This window comes from Paenibacillus sp. NPDC058174 (assembly GCF_042883865.1).
Lineage (GTDB): Bacteria > Bacillota > Bacilli > Paenibacillales > Paenibacillaceae > Pristimantibacillus.
Genome location: NZ_JBHVUY010000001.1, coordinates 143,264 through 162,996, shown reverse-complemented (window position 1 = coordinate 162,996; position 19,733 = coordinate 143,264). Strand labels below are relative to the sequence as shown.

At 49.9% G+C, this 19,733-nt stretch carries 18 protein-coding genes; 1 reads left to right on the top strand and 17 read right to left on the bottom strand.

The genetic code is table 11. The features are described 5' to 3' along the window. Nucleotides 1-5: 5 nt before the first annotated feature. The 12 genes from fliF to sucC form a co-directional block, all read right to left on the bottom strand. Nucleotides 6-1,574 carry a flagellar basal-body MS-ring/collar protein FliF gene (gene fliF, locus ACFVVF_RS00680; RefSeq protein ID WP_387804470.1) on the bottom strand — a complete coding sequence of 523 codons (1,569 nt, stop codon included), beginning with the start codon at nucleotides 1,572-1,574 and terminating at the stop codon, nucleotides 6-8. A 40-nt stretch (nucleotides 1,575-1,614) separates the two neighbouring features. Beyond that, the gene (fliE, locus tag ACFVVF_RS00675) at nucleotides 1,615-1,929 is read right to left on the bottom strand and encodes a flagellar hook-basal body complex protein FliE (RefSeq protein WP_387804468.1); all 315 of its coding nucleotides are present in this window, start codon (nucleotides 1,927-1,929) and stop codon (nucleotides 1,615-1,617) included. A gap of 27 nt (nucleotides 1,930-1,956) precedes the next feature. After that, the gene (gene flgC / locus ACFVVF_RS00670) at nucleotides 1,957-2,406 is read right to left on the bottom strand and encodes a flagellar basal body rod protein FlgC (RefSeq protein ID WP_387804466.1); all 450 of its coding nucleotides are present in this window, start codon (nucleotides 2,404-2,406) and stop codon (nucleotides 1,957-1,959) included. 3 nt (nucleotides 2,407-2,409) lie between these two features. Further along, on the bottom strand, nucleotides 2,410-2,823 hold the full coding sequence (gene flgB, locus ACFVVF_RS00665; RefSeq protein ID WP_387804464.1) for a flagellar basal body rod protein FlgB: 414 nt from the start codon (nucleotides 2,821-2,823) through the stop codon (nucleotides 2,410-2,412). Nucleotides 2,824-3,049: 226 nt separating this feature from the next. After that, nucleotides 3,050-3,820 (bottom strand): GTP-sensing pleiotropic transcriptional regulator CodY, encoded by a 771-nt coding sequence (gene codY / locus ACFVVF_RS00660; RefSeq protein ID WP_387804462.1) that lies wholly within the window; start codon nucleotides 3,818-3,820, stop codon nucleotides 3,050-3,052. A gap of 30 nt (nucleotides 3,821-3,850) precedes the next feature. After that, the gene (hslU, locus tag ACFVVF_RS00655; RefSeq protein WP_387804460.1) at nucleotides 3,851-5,251 is read right to left on the bottom strand and encodes an ATP-dependent protease ATPase subunit HslU; all 1,401 of its coding nucleotides are present in this window, start codon (nucleotides 5,249-5,251) and stop codon (nucleotides 3,851-3,853) included. Between the two features lie 18 nt (nucleotides 5,252-5,269). Beyond that, the gene (gene hslV / locus ACFVVF_RS00650) at nucleotides 5,270-5,818 is read right to left on the bottom strand and encodes an ATP-dependent protease subunit HslV (RefSeq protein WP_387804458.1); all 549 of its coding nucleotides are present in this window, start codon (nucleotides 5,816-5,818) and stop codon (nucleotides 5,270-5,272) included. 59 nt (nucleotides 5,819-5,877) lie between these two features. Next, the gene (trmFO, locus tag ACFVVF_RS00645) at nucleotides 5,878-7,212 is read right to left on the bottom strand and encodes an FADH(2)-oxidizing methylenetetrahydrofolate--tRNA-(uracil(54)-C(5))-methyltransferase TrmFO (RefSeq protein WP_387804456.1); all 1,335 of its coding nucleotides are present in this window, start codon (nucleotides 7,210-7,212) and stop codon (nucleotides 5,878-5,880) included. Between the two features lie 109 nt (nucleotides 7,213-7,321). Then, on the bottom strand, nucleotides 7,322-9,418 hold the full coding sequence (topA, locus tag ACFVVF_RS00640; protein WP_387804454.1) for a type I DNA topoisomerase: 2,097 nt from the start codon (nucleotides 9,416-9,418) through the stop codon (nucleotides 7,322-7,324). A 27-nt stretch (nucleotides 9,419-9,445) separates the two neighbouring features. Next, nucleotides 9,446-10,570: a DNA-processing protein DprA gene (gene dprA, locus ACFVVF_RS00635; RefSeq protein WP_387804452.1), complete on the bottom strand. Its 1,125-nt coding sequence runs from the start codon at nucleotides 10,568-10,570 to the stop codon at nucleotides 9,446-9,448. 270 nt (nucleotides 10,571-10,840) lie between these two features. Then, nucleotides 10,841-11,776, bottom strand: coding sequence for a succinate--CoA ligase subunit alpha (sucD, locus tag ACFVVF_RS00630; RefSeq protein WP_387804450.1), 936 nt, complete (start codon nucleotides 11,774-11,776; stop codon nucleotides 10,841-10,843). Between the two features lie 41 nt (nucleotides 11,777-11,817). After that, entirely contained in the window at nucleotides 11,818-12,978 is a 1,161-nt protein-coding gene (gene sucC, locus ACFVVF_RS00625) for an ADP-forming succinate--CoA ligase subunit beta (RefSeq protein WP_387804449.1), read from the bottom strand. Between the two features lie 352 nt (nucleotides 12,979-13,330). Here sucC and ACFVVF_RS00620 point away from each other — a divergent pair, with 352 nt between their 5' ends. Continuing rightward, on the top strand, nucleotides 13,331-14,887 hold the full coding sequence (locus ACFVVF_RS00620) for a YifB family Mg chelatase-like AAA ATPase (RefSeq protein ID WP_387804447.1): 1,557 nt from the start codon (nucleotides 13,331-13,333) through the stop codon (nucleotides 14,885-14,887). A gap of 477 nt (nucleotides 14,888-15,364) precedes the next feature. On the opposite strand, the gene ACFVVF_RS00615 is transcribed toward ACFVVF_RS00620, so the two are convergent. The 5 genes from ACFVVF_RS00615 to ACFVVF_RS00595 all read right to left on the bottom strand — a co-directional run bounded on the left by ACFVVF_RS00615 (nucleotide 15,365) and on the right by ACFVVF_RS00595 (nucleotide 19,596). Continuing rightward, a complete protein-coding gene (locus ACFVVF_RS00615) occupies nucleotides 15,365-16,648 on the bottom strand; it encodes a HAMP domain-containing sensor histidine kinase (RefSeq protein WP_387804445.1) in 1,284 nt (427 codons plus the stop codon). 133 nt (nucleotides 16,649-16,781) lie between these two features. Then, nucleotides 16,782-17,495 (bottom strand): response regulator transcription factor, encoded by a 714-nt coding sequence (locus ACFVVF_RS00610; RefSeq protein ID WP_387804443.1) that lies wholly within the window; start codon nucleotides 17,493-17,495, stop codon nucleotides 16,782-16,784. 19 nt (nucleotides 17,496-17,514) lie between these two features. After that, nucleotides 17,515-18,276 carry an ABC transporter permease gene (locus ACFVVF_RS00605; RefSeq protein WP_387804441.1) on the bottom strand — a complete coding sequence of 254 codons (762 nt, stop codon included), beginning with the start codon at nucleotides 18,274-18,276 and terminating at the stop codon, nucleotides 17,515-17,517. Continuing rightward, the gene (locus tag ACFVVF_RS00600; protein ID WP_387804440.1) at nucleotides 18,273-19,190 is read right to left on the bottom strand and encodes an ABC transporter ATP-binding protein; all 918 of its coding nucleotides are present in this window, start codon (nucleotides 19,188-19,190) and stop codon (nucleotides 18,273-18,275) included. Before ACFVVF_RS00600 ends, ACFVVF_RS00605 begins: the two co-directional genes overlap by 4 nt. 13 nt (nucleotides 19,191-19,203) lie before the next feature. Next, complete coding sequence (locus tag ACFVVF_RS00595) at nucleotides 19,204-19,596, bottom strand: RDD family protein (protein WP_387804438.1); 393 nt, start codon at nucleotides 19,594-19,596, stop codon at nucleotides 19,204-19,206. Between the last annotated feature and the right edge of the window lie 137 nt (nucleotides 19,597-19,733).

The following is a 19,733-nucleotide window of genomic DNA, read 5'->3' as shown; positions in this document are numbered from 1 at the left end:
CACCTCTATTCTTCCACAAGCCAGGAGCGAAGAAGATTAACGAATTCTTCCGGTTTGCGTTTGGCCAGTGTTTCAAGATTTTTACGAGCTTGGCTCTCTTGGCTTGCATCCATATCCAGCGATGGATATTCGACTTTGATCGGTTCATCGGCAACAAGTTCCTCTTCAGCCGCATTTTTTCTGCGTCTGCGAACGAGCATAACTGCAAGTGCGCCGATAATTGCCAGCGCCGCGGCGCCGATTCCGATTGCCCATCCTGTGGACAAGCCGCTTGCAGAGTTGCTTCCGCCATTTACAGCAAAATTTTGTGAAATGACTGCAACCTTTTTGCCAATTAACAAGTCATCATTAACATCCTGTCCCGAATTGGCCAGTTGTGCACGGACAACCGAAGTCAGATAGGAAGTTACGCTCGCGAGCGATTGTTCGTTCAGCTTGCCTTCCTCAACTCCGATGCTGATGGACAAATCCTTAATCTGATAAGGAGCGGATTCGATAAGATTGTTAATGCGGTTCACATCGTAATTTGTAATACGCGAGCTTTGTTCGGATTCGGAATTGCCATTGCCTTGTCCGGCATTGTAACCAGGCACATCCGTTTCACCTGTGCCAGCAACACCGCCAGCTTGCGCATTTCCGTTCGTCGAGCTGCTCGTATTGGTTTCTTCGCTGATGATGATGCCGTTATTGTTGTTGTTGTCAAGCGGCTTAACAAGCTGCTCTTCGGATTTCTTCTTGTCAAAGTTAAAGCTGCTCGCCACGCTGATTACGAGGTTGTCGCCTAACAGCGGACCAAGAAACTGCTGAATGTTTTTCTTCAATTCCGATTCGTATTTGCGTTGAATTTGGAATTGCGTTTCAGCTGCATCTGTTGCGCCGGCGGCAAGACCGTTCGCTGCCGAGGACAACAATTCGCCTTGCGGACTCGAAATCGTAATGTTCTCAATAGCGAGCTTCGGAATCGCCGTCTTCACCAGATTGTAATAGCCGTCGATTTCCTTCTGGCTAGGACGGTATCCTGCCGTAAAGTTCATCATGATGGAAGCGGATGCCTGATCCTTGTCTTCCGGAGTCAGAAACACCGTTTCCTCCGGCAAATTGACCAGCACCTTGGAGCTTTCCACACCCTGCATGCCGTTCAGCAGCTGCTGAACCTCACCGTTCAATGCATTCAAATATTTAACATTGAATTCATTGTCAGTCGTGCCGAATGTCGATGAACCCTCCGAAAAGGCCCCAAAACCCATGGAGCCGTTTTTAACCAGCCCCTGCGAGCCCACTTCCACTTTGACCCGCGAAGCGACTGCGCTTGGAACTGAGATGCTTTTACCGTTAGGGCTCAACTGATACGAAATGCCGCCGCTGTCCAAGTAATTCATAACGGCAGCCGAATCCGTTGTATCCAAATTTGTAAATGCAACCTCGTAATCTGTTCTTGTGAATATGTAAGTCAGCAAGATGATGGACAATACTAGTACACCAATCGATGCCCCCAGCCAAATTTTTTGTTTTTTACCCATCTGACCCCAAAACTGTGTTAGCCTTTGGCGTGCTTGGGCGAATCTTTCGTTCACATCGTCACCTCACCCGAATGGTATACATCTAGTTCAACAGCTACACTTGCATCCGCATTATCTCTTGATAAGCTTCGATCATTTTGTTGCGAATTTGCGAGGTAAGCTGCAGGCTGAGCTGCGCTTGTTCAGATGCGACGAGCACTTGAGATACATCGACTTCACCGATTAGAAATTTGTCATTCATGTTATGTACGTTCTTGATCTGCGAGTCTACGCCATTAATGGCTTGCTGCAGATATTGACCAAAGGACTGCGTTAATTCCGCTGGCGTGGCCTGTTTGGGCTGGGCTGCTTCAAGCAGCCTCGATGCGGATGCGGGTTGAACTTGATTGAGTTGAAGAGGTTGGATCATGTTAAGACCTCCGCGATTCTAGTTAGATTATTTGCCGATTTCAAGCGCTTTGACGAACATCGCCTTCGACGCGTTTAGTGCAGTTACGTTTGCTTCGTACATGCGGGTTGCGGAGATCATATCGACCATCTCTTTGGCCACATCAACATTCGGCATGCTTACGTAGCCGTTCGCATCTGCATCGGGATGCGTAGGATTGTAGACGAGCTTGCTCGGTGTCTGATCCTCGATAATCCGGGTTGCTCTTACGCCTTGCGAACTATTGGATCCTTTTAACTGGCCGTTTAGCAGCTCTGCGAAATTTTGCTGCGCCGGCTCCAGAACCACCATTTTGCGCTTGTATGGGACAAATTGCCCATTCACATAGGATGCGCGAGTCGTTTCTGAATTGGCGATATTGGAGGAAATGACGTCCATCCGAAGTCTCTGCGCAGTCAAAGCGGAGGCGCTGGCATCAAAACTATTAGAAATTCTCATTTTTTAAAGCCTCCCTTCAATGCCGATACGCATCATTTTCACATCATGACTAATTTGCTGAATATAAAAGTTGTAACTTAGTTGGTTTTTGGCAAGCAACGACATTTCTCTGTCAATATCGACATTATTTTCGTTATTGTTCATTTTCGTCAGTTGGTCTGTCGACAATTGTGCGGTTGGCATCGATGTGCCTACCCCGATCGGGATATGTCTAGCGTTGGTGCGCTTTCCGGCAAGCTTGCCGGGTGACTGTTGACCCATCTGCTCCTTCAGCAACTGCTCGAACAAAACCTCGGACCGCTTGTAGCCTGGCGTTTCTGCGTTGGCAATGTTATTTGCCACAACTGTTTGACGCATTTCCGCTGCGTTAACCGCTCCCTCCAACCGTTGAAATGATGCTCCGTTCAACAAATTCACGCTGTATTCACCACTTTCGATTTGAAGATGTCACTTAGACGTATTCAACAGAATGTCTACCATTCCTTCTTTCTTCGACACATAATTATGAAAAAAATGAGACGAAGCTGTCGAGATTTGCCGACAAGATAATATTCACCAATTACCTAAATTATTACAATAAGAAAAAAGCCCTATCTTTGATAAAAGATAGGGCTTTAGTGGTGGGATATTGCGAAATTACTTATTAAGATTTTATTTTTTCCAGTTCCTGCAACAGCTGGTGATTTAAAATTTTGATGTAAGTGCCTTTCATGCCAAGCGATCTCGTCTCAATGACGCCTGCACTTTCCAGCTTGCGAAGCGCATTTACGATGACAGAACGTGTAATTCCGACACGATCGGCAATTTTAGAGGCGACCAAAAGCCCCTCTTTTCCTTCCAATTCCTCGAAAATATGTTCGACAGCTTCCAATTCACTGAAAGAAAGAGATCCGATCGCTACCGATACGACAGCCCGGCTCCGAACCTCCTGCTCGACCTCATCCGCACGTTCCCGCAATATTTCCATTCCGACAATCGTAGAACCATACTCCGCAAGCACTAGATCATCATCGTCGAAAGGTCCGTTTTGCCGGGTTAATACGAGCGTACCGAGCCTGTCTCCCCCGCCTGTAATCGGGACTACCGTCATAATTTCTTGCTGTCCCAGCGTTGGAAACGCTTCGTATACGCCGTTATCGGGCTGAACATTGGTTACCGATTCCTGCATGTCCAAAAAAAGGACATTGCTAGGCTGAGGGAAACGAAGCTCATCTGCCGACATCGAACGCAAAGAATCGTGGTCATAGGCATTTACGGCCGCACAGCCCAGCACCTTGCCTCTGCGGCTTACGACGAAAACATTCGTCTGAATTGTGCTGCTAAGCACCTCCGCCATCTCCCGGAAATTAACCGCCTTGCCGGCTGCTCGCTGGAGCAACCGGTTCAGCGTTCTTGTTTTTGTAAGTAAAGTCATTTCACTACTGCCTCCCAAAGCTCATACCAACTACAATATATATTGACTTAAATCGCGGTTTTGCGCAATGCCTCCGACTTTTTCCCGTACATATTCAGGCGTGATCGTCATCCGATCCAGCGTAATGTCCGGCGCTTCGAACGATAAATCCTCCAGAAGCTTCTCAAGAATCGTGTGAAGTCTGCGCGCACCGATATTTTCCGTGTTGCGATTCACATCCGCTGCAATGGATGCCAGCTCCTTAATCGCGTCATCGGAGAACTCGATCGTAATGCCTTCCGTATGCAGCAGTGCTGCATATTGCTTCGTTAACGCGTTTTTCGGCTCTTTCAAAATGCTGACGAAATCATCAAGACTGAGCGAAGTCAGCTCAACGCGAATCGGAAAACGTCCCTGAAGCTCCGGAATAAGATCCGAAGGCTTGGAAACGTGAAAAGCGCCTGCCGCAATGAACAAAATATAGTCCGTTTTTACTGGACCGTACTTCGTCATGACAGTAGAACCCTCTACAATCGGCAAAATATCACGCTGCACGCCCTCTCTGGAAACGTCGGGACCAGAGCCTCTTGACGGGCTGGCAATTTTGTCGATCTCATCTATGAAAATGATGCCGGATTGCTCTGCGCGCGTTACCGATTCCGCAATCACTTCATCCATATTGATTAATTTATTCGCTTCTTCCTGAATGAGCAATTTGCGGGCTTCCTTGACGGGCAGCTTCCGCTTCTTCGTCTTCTTCGGAAGCAGCTGGCCAAACAGCTCCTGCATGTTCATGCCCATGCCCTCCGGCCCTTGACCGCCCAGCATATCCAGCATATTCGGCGCAGCATCCTCAACCTCGACCTCGACAACCTCGTTTTCAAGCTTGCCAGCAGCCAGATCTTCTTTAATCTGCGAGCGTTTTGCAACAATCGCCTGATCCTGTTCCGGCTCCTCAACAGGCTCTTTCTCCTGGTTCTGATTGCCGAACAGCATTTCAAACGGATTTTTTCCGCTTTTTTCTTTTACCTTCGATGGAACAAGCAGATGTACCAGACGTTCATTGGCCTGCTTTTCCGCTTTGTCCTTCACTTGCTCTGTACGTTCAGCCTTGACCATTCGAATGGCGGTTTCAATCAGGTCACGCACCATGGACTCCACATCGCGGCCGACATAGCCGACTTCCGTGAACTTCGTCGCTTCAAGCTTCACGAATGGCGCTTTGACCAGCTTGGCAAGACGGCGGGCAATTTCGGTCTTTCCGACGCCGGTAGGCCCGATCATAAGAATGTTCTTCGGCACGATTTCATCCCGGATGTTTTCTTCCAGCATGCTTCTCCGGTACCGGTTCCGCAGCGCAATCGCTACCGAACGCTTTGCTTGCTTTTGGCCGACAATATATTTATCCAGCTCCGCAACGATTTGCCGCGGTGTCAACGCATCATTCGCCATCTCTGATCTCCTCCGCTCTTATGAACCGATTTCTTCGACAATGATATTATGATTCGTATATACGCAAATATCGGCAGCCACTTCAAGCGATGCTTTGGCAATATCCCTCGCACTCATTTGCGGAGCGTGCTTCTGAAGCGCTCTAGCTGCAGACAGGGCGTAATTGCCGCCGGAACCGATAGCAAGAATACCATCATCCGGCTCAATAATTTCGCCGTTGCCGGAAATGAGCAGCAAACCCGTTGTATCCATTACGAGCATCAATGCTTCCAGCTTGCGAAGGATGCGATCCGAACGCCAGTCTTTTGCAAGCTCCACGGCTGCGCGCTGCAGGTTGCCATGATGCTCCTCGAGCTTCGCTTCGAATTTCTCGAACAGCGTAATTGCGTCGGCGACGGAGCCTGCGAAGCCGGCGATAACTTGACCGCGGTACAAACGGCGTACCTTCTTCGCTTTATTCTTCATCACGACGCTGTTGCCGAAGGTCACCTGACCGTCACCTGCTATAGCGCCTTTCCCTTCATGCCGCACGGCGCATATCGTCGTTGCGTGAAATTCCATCTCCATCTTCCGCACCTCCATGATTTTGGCTTGCTTTCATTAGGCTAGAGACTAAAGCTAACGCCTTACTTTACGGCTAAATGATCAAAATGTTCCTCTTTAAACTTTGAAATTCCTTCCAGTGCCCGATTTGCGATCGCTTCGTTTTTATCCTTCTTGTTGCGGATACGCGTCTCAAGCGGCGGGAAGAGGCCAAAATTGGCGTTCATCGGCTGGAAGTGCTTGAAGTCTGCCGTCGTAATATAGTTCGCCATACTGCCCAGCGTTGTGTCCACAGGCAGCACAAGCGGCTCCAGGCCGCGAGCCAGACGCGCCGCGTTAAAGCCGGCTATCAGGCCAGAGGCAGCCGATTCGACGTAACCCTCTACGCCGGTCATTTGCCCGGCAAAGAACAGGTTCTCACGGTCCTTCAATTGATAGGTTGGACGCATCACTCGCGGCGAATTGATGAATGTATTGCGGTGCATGACGCCGAAGCGGACAAACTCTGCATTTTCCAGACCCGGAATGAGGGAAAATACCCGTTTTTGCTCGCCCCATTTGAGATGGGTCTGGAAACCGACCATATTGTACAGCGTACCCGCAGCATTATCCTGCCGCAGCTGGATAACGGCATGAGGCAGCTTGCCGGTATGCGGATTAACCAAGCCAACGGGTTTCATCGGCCCGAACAGTACCGTCTGTTTGCCGCGGCTTGCCATAACCTCGATCGGCATGCAGCCTTCGAAATAAACTTCCTTCTCGAAATCCTTCAGCTCAGCCTTCTCAGCAGTTGTGAGCGCCTCGTGGAAAATATTGAACTCTTCTTCCGTCATCGGGCAGTTCAAGTAAGCAGCTTCCCCTTTGTCATAGCGGGATGCCAAATAGACCTTGCTCATATCGATTGAATCCTTGTCGATAATGGGAGCTGCAGCATCATAGAAATAGAAATACTCTTCTCCGAGCAAATCTCTTACTTGCGCTGACAGCGAAGGAGCTGTCAACGGGCCAGTCGCGATAACGACGATGCCGTCTGTCGGAATTTCCTTCACTTCTTCGTTGCGTACCTCAACGAGCGGATGCTCGTGCAGCAGACGTGTTACTTCCCCAGAGAAGCCGTCACGGTCAACTGCAAGTGCGCCGCCTGCCGGAACTGCATTGCGGTCGGCACAGCCCAGAATTAGCGAATCCAGTTGCCGCATTTCCTCTTTCAATACGCCAACTGCATTTGACAGGCCGTTCGCACGAAGGCTGTTGCTGCAGACGAGCTCTGCGAATTGATTCGTATGATGCGCAGGCGTCTTCGTCTCCGGGCGCATTTCGTACAAGACGACCGGAACGCCCTGGGATGCGATTTGCCAAGCAGCTTCACTTCCGGCTAATCCGGCTCCGATTACAGTAACTTTTTGAGTGTGAGACAATTTCAGTACCTCCAATAGAAGTTCAGTTATAAAATGCAAGGATGATCTATCAGCAGAAATGTCCTCCCCTGTTAGGGGAGGACTCAGGTGGCAAACAGGCTGCGGCCTGCTATGCCTGTTCTTGATCCTCGTCCGGCAATTCCTCGGAGTAGTCACAAGATGGGCATTGCAGTCTTCCGCCGTTGCGGCTCTTTTTCTCCACCAGCATCGCCTCGCATTTCGGGCAAGGCTTGCCGGACGGTTTATCCCAGGACACATAATCACAGGTCGGATAGGTATCGCAACCGTAGAAAATGCGTCCTTTTTTACTGCGGCGTTCAATAATTTTGCCTTCATGGCATTTCGGGCAAGTGACGCCGATGTCTTTCACGATCGGCTTCGTATTGCGGCAGTCCGGAAATCCGGAGCAAGCCAGAAATTTGCCGAAGCGGCCCATTTTGTATACCATATGGCGCCCGCACTTCTCGCATACCTCATCGGACACTTCATCTTGAATTTCAATTTCCTTCATTTCCTCTTCGGCGACTTCCAGCCGCTTCTCGAAGGATTCATAGAAGGAAGCAAGCACTTTCACCCAATCCTGGCTGCCTTCCTCCACATGGTCAAGATCATCTTCCATATGGGCGGTAAACTCTGCATCGAGAATTTCCGGGAAAAACTCCTCCATCAGCTGGATAACAAGTTCTCCGAGCTCTGTCGGCATGAACTTTTTCTCCTCGATGGCCACATATCCGCGCTTCTGGATCGTCTCCAGCGTTGGCGCATATGTACTCGGACGCCCTATGCCGAGCTCCTCCAGCGTTCTCACGAGCCTTGCTTCGGAATAACGCGGAGGCGGCTGCGTGAAATGCTGCTTCGGATCAATCGACTCAGAGGTTACTACGTCGCCAATTGCGAACGGAGGCAGAAACTTATGCTCTTCTTCTGTACCGTCGTCATTGCCCTCGACATACACCTTCATAAACCCTGCGAACTTTACTTTCGAGCCATTCGCGCGGAAGACAACGTCGCCGGAAGACAGATCAACCGTCATCGTATCCAGTACGGCGGAAGACATCTGACTCGATACAAACCGCTCCCATACCAGTTTGTACAACCGGAGCTGATCGCGGCTCAGGAAAGGCTTCATCGTTTCCGGGTCGCGCAGCACGGAGGTTGGTCGGATCGCTTCGTGGGCGTCTTGAGCGTTGCTGTTTTTCTTTGTGTATACGCGAGGCTGTTCCGGCCAGAATGATGCGCCGTATTTCTCGGTAATATATTCTTTCGCTTCTTCTTGGGCAATCGGAGAAATACGCGTGGAGTCGGTTCTCATATACGTAATCAAACCTACTGTGCCCTCTTTGCCCAGTTCAACCCCTTCATAGAGCTGCTGAGCGACGGACATTGTCTTCGAAGCGCGGAAGCCCAGCTTGCGCGCAGCTTCCTGCTGCAAGGAGCTTGTAATGAACGGAGGTGCCGGATTGCGGAGCCGTTCTTTCTCTTTCACTTCTGCAACCGTAAACTGATTGCCTGCGAGGGCATCCAATACCGTTTGCATTTCCTGTTCGTTGCCAAGGTCGCGTTTCTGGCCGCCGATCGAAATGTATTTCGCCTCGAACGGAACGCCTTTTTGCGTCATTTTGGCCGTAATCGACCAATATTCTTCCGGAATGAACGCGTCGATTTCATTTTCCCGGTCGATGACGAGCTTTACGCATACCGATTGAACACGTCCTGCGGACAAGCCCTTTTTAACTTTTTTCCACAAAAGCGGGCTGATTTTATAACCGACAAGCCGGTCAAGGATCCGTCTGGCTTGCTGCGCATTGACGAGATCCATGTTGATTTTGCGCGGCGATTTGAACGCATCTTTGACCGCCTGCTTCGTTATTTCATTAAATACGACGCGGCATGTATCTGTCTCATCGAGCTCCAGATAATGGGCCAGATGCCAAGCAATCGCTTCTCCTTCGCGATCCGGATCGGCCGCCAGAAAGACATGCTTTACTTTTTTGCTGGCATCCTTCAATTCTTTCAATACGGAGCCTTTGCCGCGAATCGTAATATATTTCGGATTAAAATCATTGTCCACTTCGACGCCAATCTGACTTTTTGGCAAATCGCGAATATGGCCCATAGAGGCTTTTACGATATATTTACTGCCCAAATATTTGCCTATGGTTTTGGCTTTGGCCGGTGATTCTACGATTACGAGTGAATCTGCCATTCAGGCGCCCCCTCTCTCCACTGCTAGTTACAATACTATATAAAGTGATCCTGGCTGCTGTTCGATTTTCCGTTTTATACATAAATTTATCAGAAGTGCGCTCAAATGTCCAAACGGGATTGCCGTTATCTGGTGCAAGTCGTTCATGGAGAGCGGCTGATCACGTAAAATCTCGATCACTTTGCGTTCATCCGCTGACAAGACGGACTGCTCAGCTTCTGCGTTTCCCAACTGATTCGTACCGGCAATTTGCTTCAATTGCTCCGTCAGCCAAGGAAACTCTTCTATTATATGTTCAACACGGCTTACGAGCTTTGCTCCCTTCCCGATCAGCTCATTGGCCCCTTCGCTCTTCGGGGATGATATGGGCCCCGGCACAGCAAAAACGTCACGGGACATTTCCACCGCTTGATCCGCCGTAATAAGTGAACCGCTTCCCTTCGCCGCTTCGACAACCAGCGTTCCAAGCGACAGTCCGGCAATAATGCGATTGCGGAGCGGGAACATGCCCGGGTGCAGCTTTGCGCCGATCGGCGTTTCGGACAGCAGCAGACCCTGTTCGGAGATCTGCCGATACAGTTCCCTATTCTCAGAAGGATAGCAACTATTTACAGCGCTTGCAAGCACCGCTATCGTACTTCCGGCTTTTCGCAAGGCGGCTTGATGGGCCGCAGCGTCGATTCCGCGTGCCAATCCGCTGACTACAGTCAGTCCGTTCGCCGATAACTGTTCAGCTAATTGCGCTGCTGTATGACGTCCATAAGCGGTTGGATTTCGAGTGCCGACAACAGCAATGGATGGCCGGTCCAATAACTCCATCCGTCCCCATGCATATAGAACCCATGGCGGCTGCGGCATTTGCCGCATGACTGCAGGATACTGCTCATCGTAAGGCGTAATAACGGACGCTCCCAGCCTTTCAGCGCGTTCGGCCGGCGAACCCTCCCGGAGCATCGGCTCGCGCATCCGAACGGCAGCAGACAGCGCCTGAGCCCGCTGAAAGCCCGCTTCAAGCCAATCCGCCTCCGTCATGTTCTCGGCTTTTGCCCAAAGGCCTTGTACGACCGCCTTCTGTATAGCATGCCAGCCTACTCCCGGCAGCTCGTGAAGACGAACGACCATTTCTTTCACTTTAACATGATCAATTGTCATAGGACCAACCCTCTCTTCTAGGGAGGTTCGGCCTGCATTCTTACCTATTGTGCGTTACAGCGCCTCAGAATGCAAGTCGACCTGTCATAATGGGAAGCATCATCCTTACATGCCGCAAGCCGATCAACGTCCATTAGCGGCGAAAAAAGCAGTCGTATACTGCCGGAAATTTAGTCCGCTTGAATACAAAAAAAGCAACCTATCTATCCCCTATAGGGGCATTGATAGGTTGCTTACCTTATCGGTCTTGCTTATGACAGCCAAGCTCCATTATTTCGCTACGTTTGTGCATTTTTCAAGCAGGCCTTGCTCTTCCAGTACAGCAACGAGCGTGGAGCCCATTTCGGAAGGCGTTGGCGCTACGCGGATGCCGCAAGCTTCAAGCGTTTCGATTTTCTCTGCAGCAGTACCTTTACCGCCGGAGATAATCGCGCCTGCATGGCCCATACGTTTGCCTGGAGGCGCTGTTGCGCCGCCGATGAAGCCGACAACCGGTTTTTTCATGTTCGCTTTAACCCACTTCGCAGCTTCTTCCTCTGCTGTTCCGCCGATTTCGCCGATCATAATAACCGCGTAAGTGTCAGGATCATCATTGAATTTGCTCAAGATGTCGATGAACTCGGAGCCTTTAACCGGGTCGCCGCCGATGCCTACTGCGGACGATTGGCCGATGCCGCGAGTTGTCAACTGGTGAACCGCTTCATAAGTAAGCGTTCCGGAGCGGGAAACGACGCCTACGTGGCCTTTTGCATGAATGTAACCCGGCATAATGCCGATTTTGCATTCGTCCGGCGTAATAACGCCAGGGCAGTTAGGTCCGATCAGCGTAGTTTTGCTGCCTTCCATGTAACGTTTTACTTTGACCATGTCCAGAACCGGAATGCCTTCTGTAATACAGATAACAAGGTCAAGACCTGCATCTACCGCTTCCATGATGGAATCGGCTGCAAAAGCAGGAGGGACGTAGATAACGGATGCAGTAGCGCCAGTAGCAGCAACCGCTTGTCCTACTGTGTTAAATACTGGAAGCGATACGACGGAGCCGTTGTCAAGCGTGATGTCGACGTTCGTGCCGCCTTTGCCTGGAGTTACGCCGCCAACCATCTGCGTGCCGTATTCCAATGCGCCTTTTGTATGGAACAGACCTGTTGCGCCTGTGATCCCTTGCGTGATGACTTTTGTATCTTTATTGACCAAAATGCTCATCGAATTTCACATCCCCGTTAATGAATTCTCGTACGCGTAATTTATTTCACGAGAGCGACAATTTTTTGTGCGCCGTCTGCCATTGAGTCGGCCGCTACAATGTTCAGTCCCGATTCGTTCAACATTTTTTTGCCCAGTTCTACGTTCGTGCCTTCAAGTCTTACGACAAGCGGACGGTCCAGACCAAGCTCTTTCGCAGCGGCAATTACGCCTTCCGCGATGACGTCGCAACGCATGATGCCGCCGAAAATGTTAACGAAAATACCTTTTACGTTCTCATCGGACAGGATGATTTTGAAAGCTTCCGTTACTTTCTCTTTCGTCGCACCGCCCCCAACGTCGAGGAAGTTGGCAGGGTCGCCGCCATAGTATTTGATGATATCCATCGTAGCCATAGCAAGACCTGCGCCGTTAACCATACAGCCGATGTTGCCGTCAAGCGCGATGTAGCTCAGATCATATTTGGAAGCTTCGATTTCTTTCGCATCTTCTTCTTCCAGGTCGCGAAGCGCCACGATATCTTTGCGGCGGTACAGCGCGTTGGAATCAAAGTTCAATTTGGCGTCAAGCGCCATAACGTTGCCGTCGCCAGTTACGACGAGCGGATTGATCTCCGCAATCGAGCAATCCTTCTCAACGAATGCTGTATAGAGAGCAATCATGAATTTAACCGCTTTATTAACCAGCTCGCCAGGAATGTTGATCGCATAAGCCAGCTTGCGAGCTTGGAATACTTGCAGGCCAATCGCTGGATCGATTACTTCTTTGAAAATTTTCTCCGGAGAATGTGCAGCTACTTCTTCGATTTCCGTGCCGCCTTCTTCCGAACCCATCATGACGACGCGTCCCGTCTCGCGGTCCACGACTACGCCGATGTAATATTCTTTCTTGATGTCGCAGCCTTGCTCGATAAGCAAGCGCTTAACTTCTTTGCCTTCTGGACCTGTCTGGTGAGTCACAAGCACTTTGCCAAGAATTTCACTGGCATATGTACGGACTTCGTCCAAGCTTTTCGCTACTTTAACGCCGCCGGCTTTGCCGCGTCCGCCCGCATGAATTTGCGCTTTCACGACAACGACTGGCGTGCCCAGCGCTTTTGCCGCTTCTACCGCTTCGTCAACGGAGAATGCTACTTTACCTTCCGGAACAGCTACACCATACTGTTTCAGGACCTCTTTGCCTTGATACTCATGGATATTCATTGTTTGAAATCCTCCATTTCACCGACTGAATTCAGTCATAGGTACACAATCCTTGACTATTGTAGCATCTTTCCTGTTAGATTTCGAGCCTTCCGGTTTTGGTTTTTTGATATGGATTTCATCTCGGAATGAGATTAAACGACACCGATTCGACAGTGCTATGGGTATTATTATGCACGAACCAGGCTTCATCAATGCTTTTATATTGAAAAATATCCATAATATTGACAGTTATTTCTGTCATCCATTATGATGGAAACAACAGCTGTACCACCTGATTTTTTATACTGTATTAGTCGAATTGGACGTGAGGAAGCACCTTCATCCATCTATTTGGAGGTGCTTTTTTGTCATGTTCAGTGTAATGCGAAGCAGCAGCGTGCTCGGTGTAGAGGGTAAAAGCATACTGGTGGAAGTGGATATTGCGAGCGGTCTGCCTCAGGTCAACGTGGTCGGGCTGCCCGACCCTGCCGTGAGAGAGTCCGTGGAGCGGGTACGGGCCGCAATCAAGAACAGCGGATTTACTTTCCCGATGGACCGGATTACGGTCAATCTTGCCCCGGCAGACATGCGAAAGGAAGGAACTGCCTTCGATCTTGCCATCGCGGCAGGCATCTTGACTGCAAGCGAGCAAATTAGCAGTAAACCATTTGAGGACGCGATATTAATCGGCGAGCTGTCGCTGAACGGCCTGCTGCGCCCTGTACCAGGTGTTCTGTCTATGATTGAGCAAGCCAAGCGCAGCGGCATTCGCAAGGTGCTGCTGCCTCATGGCAATGCCCAGGAAGCCGCGTGGATCGGCGGCATGGAGCTTTATGCCTTGAACTCGCTAGGCGAGCTGCGCGGCGGCGGTGACAGAGAAGGCTGGGATGCCCTGCGCTATATCCCGCAGACGGATTCTCGAAATACAGTATCCGTAAGCAACCAGCCTGAATGTTTCGGGGACTACAGCGATGTCATCGGCCAGCAGCATGCGAAGCGGGCACTCGTTATCGCGGCGGCGGGCAAGCATAACCTATTGTTCGCTGGCCCGCCGGGAACCGGCAAGACGATGATGATCCGGCGTCTTCCCGGTATTTTGCCCCCGTTGACCGAAGCTGAGGCGCTGGAGGTTACGAAAATTTACAGCGCGGCGGGCAAGCTGTCGACCGATGCTCATGGTCTTATTGAGACGGTGCCCTTCCGTTCACCGCATCATACGATTTCTGCCGGCGGACTCATTGGCGGCGGCTCCGTACCGAAGCCCGGTGAAGTAACACTCGCTCATCGGGGCGTGCTATACCTAGACGAGCTGCCTGAATTTTCGCGGCAGGTGCTGGAAGTGCTGCGGCAGCCGCTGGAGGACGGAATCGTGACGATCGCGAGGTCGAAAGCGGTATTCCATTTTCCCGCACGGCTCATGCTCGCCGTTTCCTACAACCCTTGCCCCTGCGGCTATTCCGGGCATGAAACGGCGGAGAAACGCTGCATCTGCAGCGACGCCGTCATCTCCCGCTACCGGGCCAAGCTGTCCGGGCCGCTGCTCGACCGGATCGATCTCCAGCTTGAAATCCCGAGGCCAGCTGAACAACCGGGAAACGCTAATTCTACAAGCGTTAGTACCAGAATGGACTCTGCACATATGCGGCAGCTGGTATTGTCTGCAAGGGAGCGGCAAGCCCATCGCATGGCTTCACAGGGTCTGCGTCCCGATACACGCCTATCTGGCGCTTCACTCCGCCGTTCGATCAAGCTGCGTCCAGAAGCTCACGACATGCTTGAAAATGCGTTAGAGGCGCTTGGCATTAGCATGCGCGCCTATGATCGCATCCTGCGTTTGTCGCGCACGATCGCCGACGTTGAAGGAAGCGATGCCATAGAGGCGGAGCATGTCGCCGAAGCGATCCAATACCGGCGGCTGAACGGCTGATTGGCTGTTTAGCTGTTTAGCTGACCACTTGCTTGAGTAATGCCAATAGCCGGGCGCATGGGATATGCGACCGGCTTAATATATGAGTCCATACATTTCATTGAGATAAGACCCTCTAGGAACCTTAACTTGCTTCCAACGCTTCCTTGTTCACACCATAAGACCTTCTGAGGGTCTTAACTCTTTAAATTCACCTGCATTTTGCAGCGTTTTCGCACATTCGGTCAAGCATAAGAGCCTCTTGGGGTCTTAGCCGGCTCCTGACGCTTCCTTTTTCACTTGTTAAGACCCTCTTAGTGTCTTAACTATGCATTTCCACCTGCATTTTGCAGCGGTTTCACGCGTTCGGTTAAGGCTAAGACCCTCTCGGGGTCTTAGCCCGCCTCAACAGTCCATTTTCCGCATAGTAAGACCCTGACAGGGCCTTAACGCTACAAAATACCAAGCTTCCTTCCAAGGACGTTCCCGCCGGCATTATTATTTTTTCGTTAAGGAAATAACGAAGAGAGTTGCGTCTTCCGCCGACTCAATCAGAGCCAGAGAGCCGCCCATTTTCTCAGCCAGCTTCTTAGCGATGGAAAGCCCAAGGCCTAGACCGCCTTCGCCTTCCCTGCTGCGGGATTCATCCCCTCTTACGAAGGGATCGAACAGCTTTGACTTTAATTGCTCTGGAATGCCGGTACCCGAATCGCCGATTTCTATCCGGACAACAGCCTCCTCTTCCTTAAGCGCAACCCGCAGTCTCGTGCCCGGAGAGTTATATTTCAACGCATTAGCCAGAAGATTTGCGATAATCCGGCTCAAAGCCTCAGCATCAAATACGGCGGTCATACTCCGATCAGGAATATCCATCCACAGCTCAAACCCTTTTCTTTCAATGTCGCCGTACATTGCCGCAACGGACTCCCGCAAAAAGTCACCTACATCGCTTTTCTCCAGTCTCAAGGGATGATCCGGCGAATCAAGCTTCAGCAGCTCCAGCATGCTTTCTATTAAAGCGGTCACTTGATTTGATTTATTGTAAATATAGTTCAAATAGCGGTTTTGCCTGTCGCTATCCACTACTTTCCCTTCCATTAAAGCTTGGGAAAATCCTTGGATACTCGTTATCGGTGTCTTAAGATCATGCGATAAATCGATGATGAGCCGTTCTTTGCTTTCTTCCAGCAGCCGTTTCTCTTCGGCAGAGCTCTCGATGACGCTTGCCATATAATTGAAAGTGTCGCTAATTTGCTTAAATTCCTTCTCCGCATGGATATCGATCCGGGTGCTGTAATCGCCATGCGTCATGCGCTTCAATCCGGCGGCAACCGTATCCAGCGGCTTTTTGATACGTCTGGCTACCCAGTAGCTGTAAAGAAAAATAAAAAACAAAATGGCGGCAATTGAGCCATAGAAAAATATTTTCACCCGGTATAGGGGAAACGTTTGATCCTCCTCATCCAATAAAGGCTGGGATGCCATATTTTTTTGAATGGAAACCTGCTCCCGGGGCAGTTTCATCAGCAAATAATGCGGAGGACTATAGCTCTCCATTGCCGCAATGGAATAATAATAAGATTGTTTCTCCCCGTTCTCAAGCAATTCGAATAACTCATTTTGCGCGTAAAAGGCTTTGTCATCGCCCTTTTTCCCCTTCGAGCCGATAACGCGAAACTCGCCATCTAGCTCCTCCAGCCAGCCTCCGTGCTTCTCCAGCCACCCGATGCCATATCCGCTTCGTTTCTCAGACTCCAAAAAAGAGGCAGCACTTGCATTCATCGTCTCCGAGGCCTGTGCGTTCTGAAAAATATAAATGATACCCGCAATAAAGCAAACCAACACAACAAGCATCAGAAATAGATTAAAAAAGAAAAAATCGAATATGAGCGACGTATGCAGCCGCCATCTTTTTCTAATGCTGAACAGGCGCTTCAAATTTATATCCCAGCCCTCTGATTGTTTTAATATAGGAAGGGTTTTTCGGGTGAGGCTCGATTTTTTCCCTCAGATTGCTCAAATGAACCATTATCGTATTATCGTCATAGGCAAAAGCATCATCCCATACCGCCTCATAAATCTTTTTCCGAGTGAGGACGCGGCCGGAATTGCCCATCAGCAGCGCTAAAATTTTATATTCCGTAGACGTTAGAGGAACAGGCTGTCCGGACAGGTACAAAGTGCAGCTTTTCGTATCCAGTACAAGCTCTCCCGCTTCCAGCCGCTCTTCCTCTGCCTCTGTTTTGTCTACTGCAACTGTATCGAATTGATGCACCCTCCGGAGCAGTGCCTGTACTCTCGCAACGACTTCGAGCGGGTTGAACGGCTTCGTCATATAATCGTCCGCTCCCACACTAAGTCCCAAAATTTTATCGCTTTCCTGGCTCCGTGCTGACAGAAACAAGACGGGAAAATAATGCGAATGGCGAATCGTCTTGACCCATTGAAAGCCGTCAATGCCCGGCAGCATCACATCCACGATGGACAGATCATAGCTGTAAGCTTTAATTTTATCTAGTGCAATCTGCGCATTTGCAGCTTCATGTACGTTATATTCCGGTTCCAAATACAATTTTAAAAGCTCGATAATTTCATGATCATCTTCTATTAGCAGTATCGAATAGGTCATATCCCCGCTCCTCTCCGCCTTATTTTACCTCTTTCCGGTAAAAAACATAACAGGCGAGACCAAGAAACGCCGCTAGATAGACAGCGTTAATCAACAATGAGCCGTATAAATTAATGTCCGGATAAGGAGCAGCTCCGGTGCCGCCGATGTGCGGATCTGAATCAAAATGCCTTAAATTCAAATGATTGAGCACCACAAATTTGGACCATCCGTATTTTGCAATCACTGCGCGTATCCCGCCGCCGGTTAAATGGAGAATAATAGACAGCGATAATGCAAGCGGGACGCTCGTTACAGCCGTGCCTATCAATAGGGCTAGTGTAAAATAAAACAAGTCGCCCGGTATCGCATACAAATACGCTTTGATGACAGTCAGCAGCGTATAATCGCCGCCATTTTCAAATAATAAAAGGCCCGTAATGACGGCTGCTAAGCAGGAAAACAGCAAAATTCCGATCAAAACCGTAACTCCTGTTGCATATTTGGACAATAAAATGACGGAACGGCTTGGCGGACGTATAAGCAATTGCTTGATCGTTCCTTCTTTGAACTCTTCCGCAATTGTCTGCGCGCCATAAATAATCATAAACAATAGAATCGGATAATTCAGAACCGGCTGCAGCTTGGCAGCAAAGTCAAACCCGGTTAAGCCATGCATCGTTTGCCTCATAATGAGGCCTGCACCTATAGTAAGCGCGAGTAAAAAACCGGCAAACAGATAGTTTTTCCGCCTGACATGCAGCTTCAACAGCTCGTTAGAAATCAGCCGCATAAATCTCATGATCTCGCCCCCTGCGTCAATTCGAGGAATAGATCCTCCAGCTTTGCGGTTCTTATAGTCACCTGTACAATTCCGATGCCATGCTGAACCAAATCCGATACAAGACCCGGAATTTCTTCTTTCATCACTCTTACGGACATGATGTTACTGCCGCTGTTAGAATCAGCAACGCTTGGTTTAAGCAGCATTGACGCCCTTTCAGGATCAGTAACTTCAAGATCCACCGTCACCTTCCCGTCCCCGTCTACTTCCTTCAAAGATCGTTCGGCGACCAGCTTGCCCTTCTGAATAATGATGACCCGGTCGCATAAAAGCTCGATCTCGGCAAGCAAATGGCTGGAGACGATGACTGCCATCCCTTCTGTTTTCGCTAACTGCTGCAAATATTGCCGGAGCTCGCGAATGCCTGCCGGGTCTAATCCGTTTGTCGGCTCATCAAGAATAAGAATTGATGGGCGATGAAGAATCGCCTGAGCAATTCCGAGACGCTGGCGCATGCCCAGTGAGTAGGTTTTGACTTTCCGGTCGATCGCTTCATCCAGTTGTACGAGACGGACAACCTCCTCTATTCTCTTATTTGAGACAGGCTTGCTGCTCATGTTCGCATAATGCTTCAAGTTTTGCCTGCCGCTCATCTCCTTGTACAGCTCGGGATTTTCGACGATGGCTCCAATCTGCTCCAGCGCTTTGCCTCTTGCTGTTCGAATGCTGCTCCCTCCGATTCGTATATCTCCCTTGCCAATAGATATAAGCCCGACCATCATGCGGATCGTTGTCGTTTTGCCTGCTCCATTGGGTCCGAGGAAGCCATAGATTTCGCCCGCTTGCACGGTGAATGACAAATCTTCTACAATTGTTTTTCCTGCAATGGATTTCGTAACATTCCGCAATTCAACTGCTGCTGTCTGTGACATCACTTCTTCCTCCTCATCTGTTTCTAACGGCATAGGTTTGAGCGATATGGTCATGTAAAGCCCGTTTACGCCCGTCAAATCCGGCTAAAATAAATCCAATAAATAAAAGAACAGCTGACAGCCATCTGCCGACTGTTTCCCGCAAAAGCACGTTCCAGAGCGACAGCTTGCCTCCATCCTGCCGGATCACTTTAACTCCCGTCATCCACTTGCCTATCGTTCTGCCTGACAGCAGCGTCGTTACAAACATATAAGCCGTCATGAGCCATGGGATCGTTTGTCCACTCCAATTCCCCAGTGATATTAAAAGCTGTGATACACCGTAAATGATGACGGAATCGATTACGAGTGCCATACCCCGAATCCAAAATCCGGCATATTGAATAGGCTCATTCTCCTGCTCCATTATGATTCATCCTCTCTCGATTTCTGCGCGGTTCCAGCTGCCCCCGCCGCTTCTGTTAACGAGTATAGCAACCGCCGTCTAAAGTCCCCCTTAATGAAATCTGAAGATTGTCTAAAGAATGCCGGGAACGGCAAAAA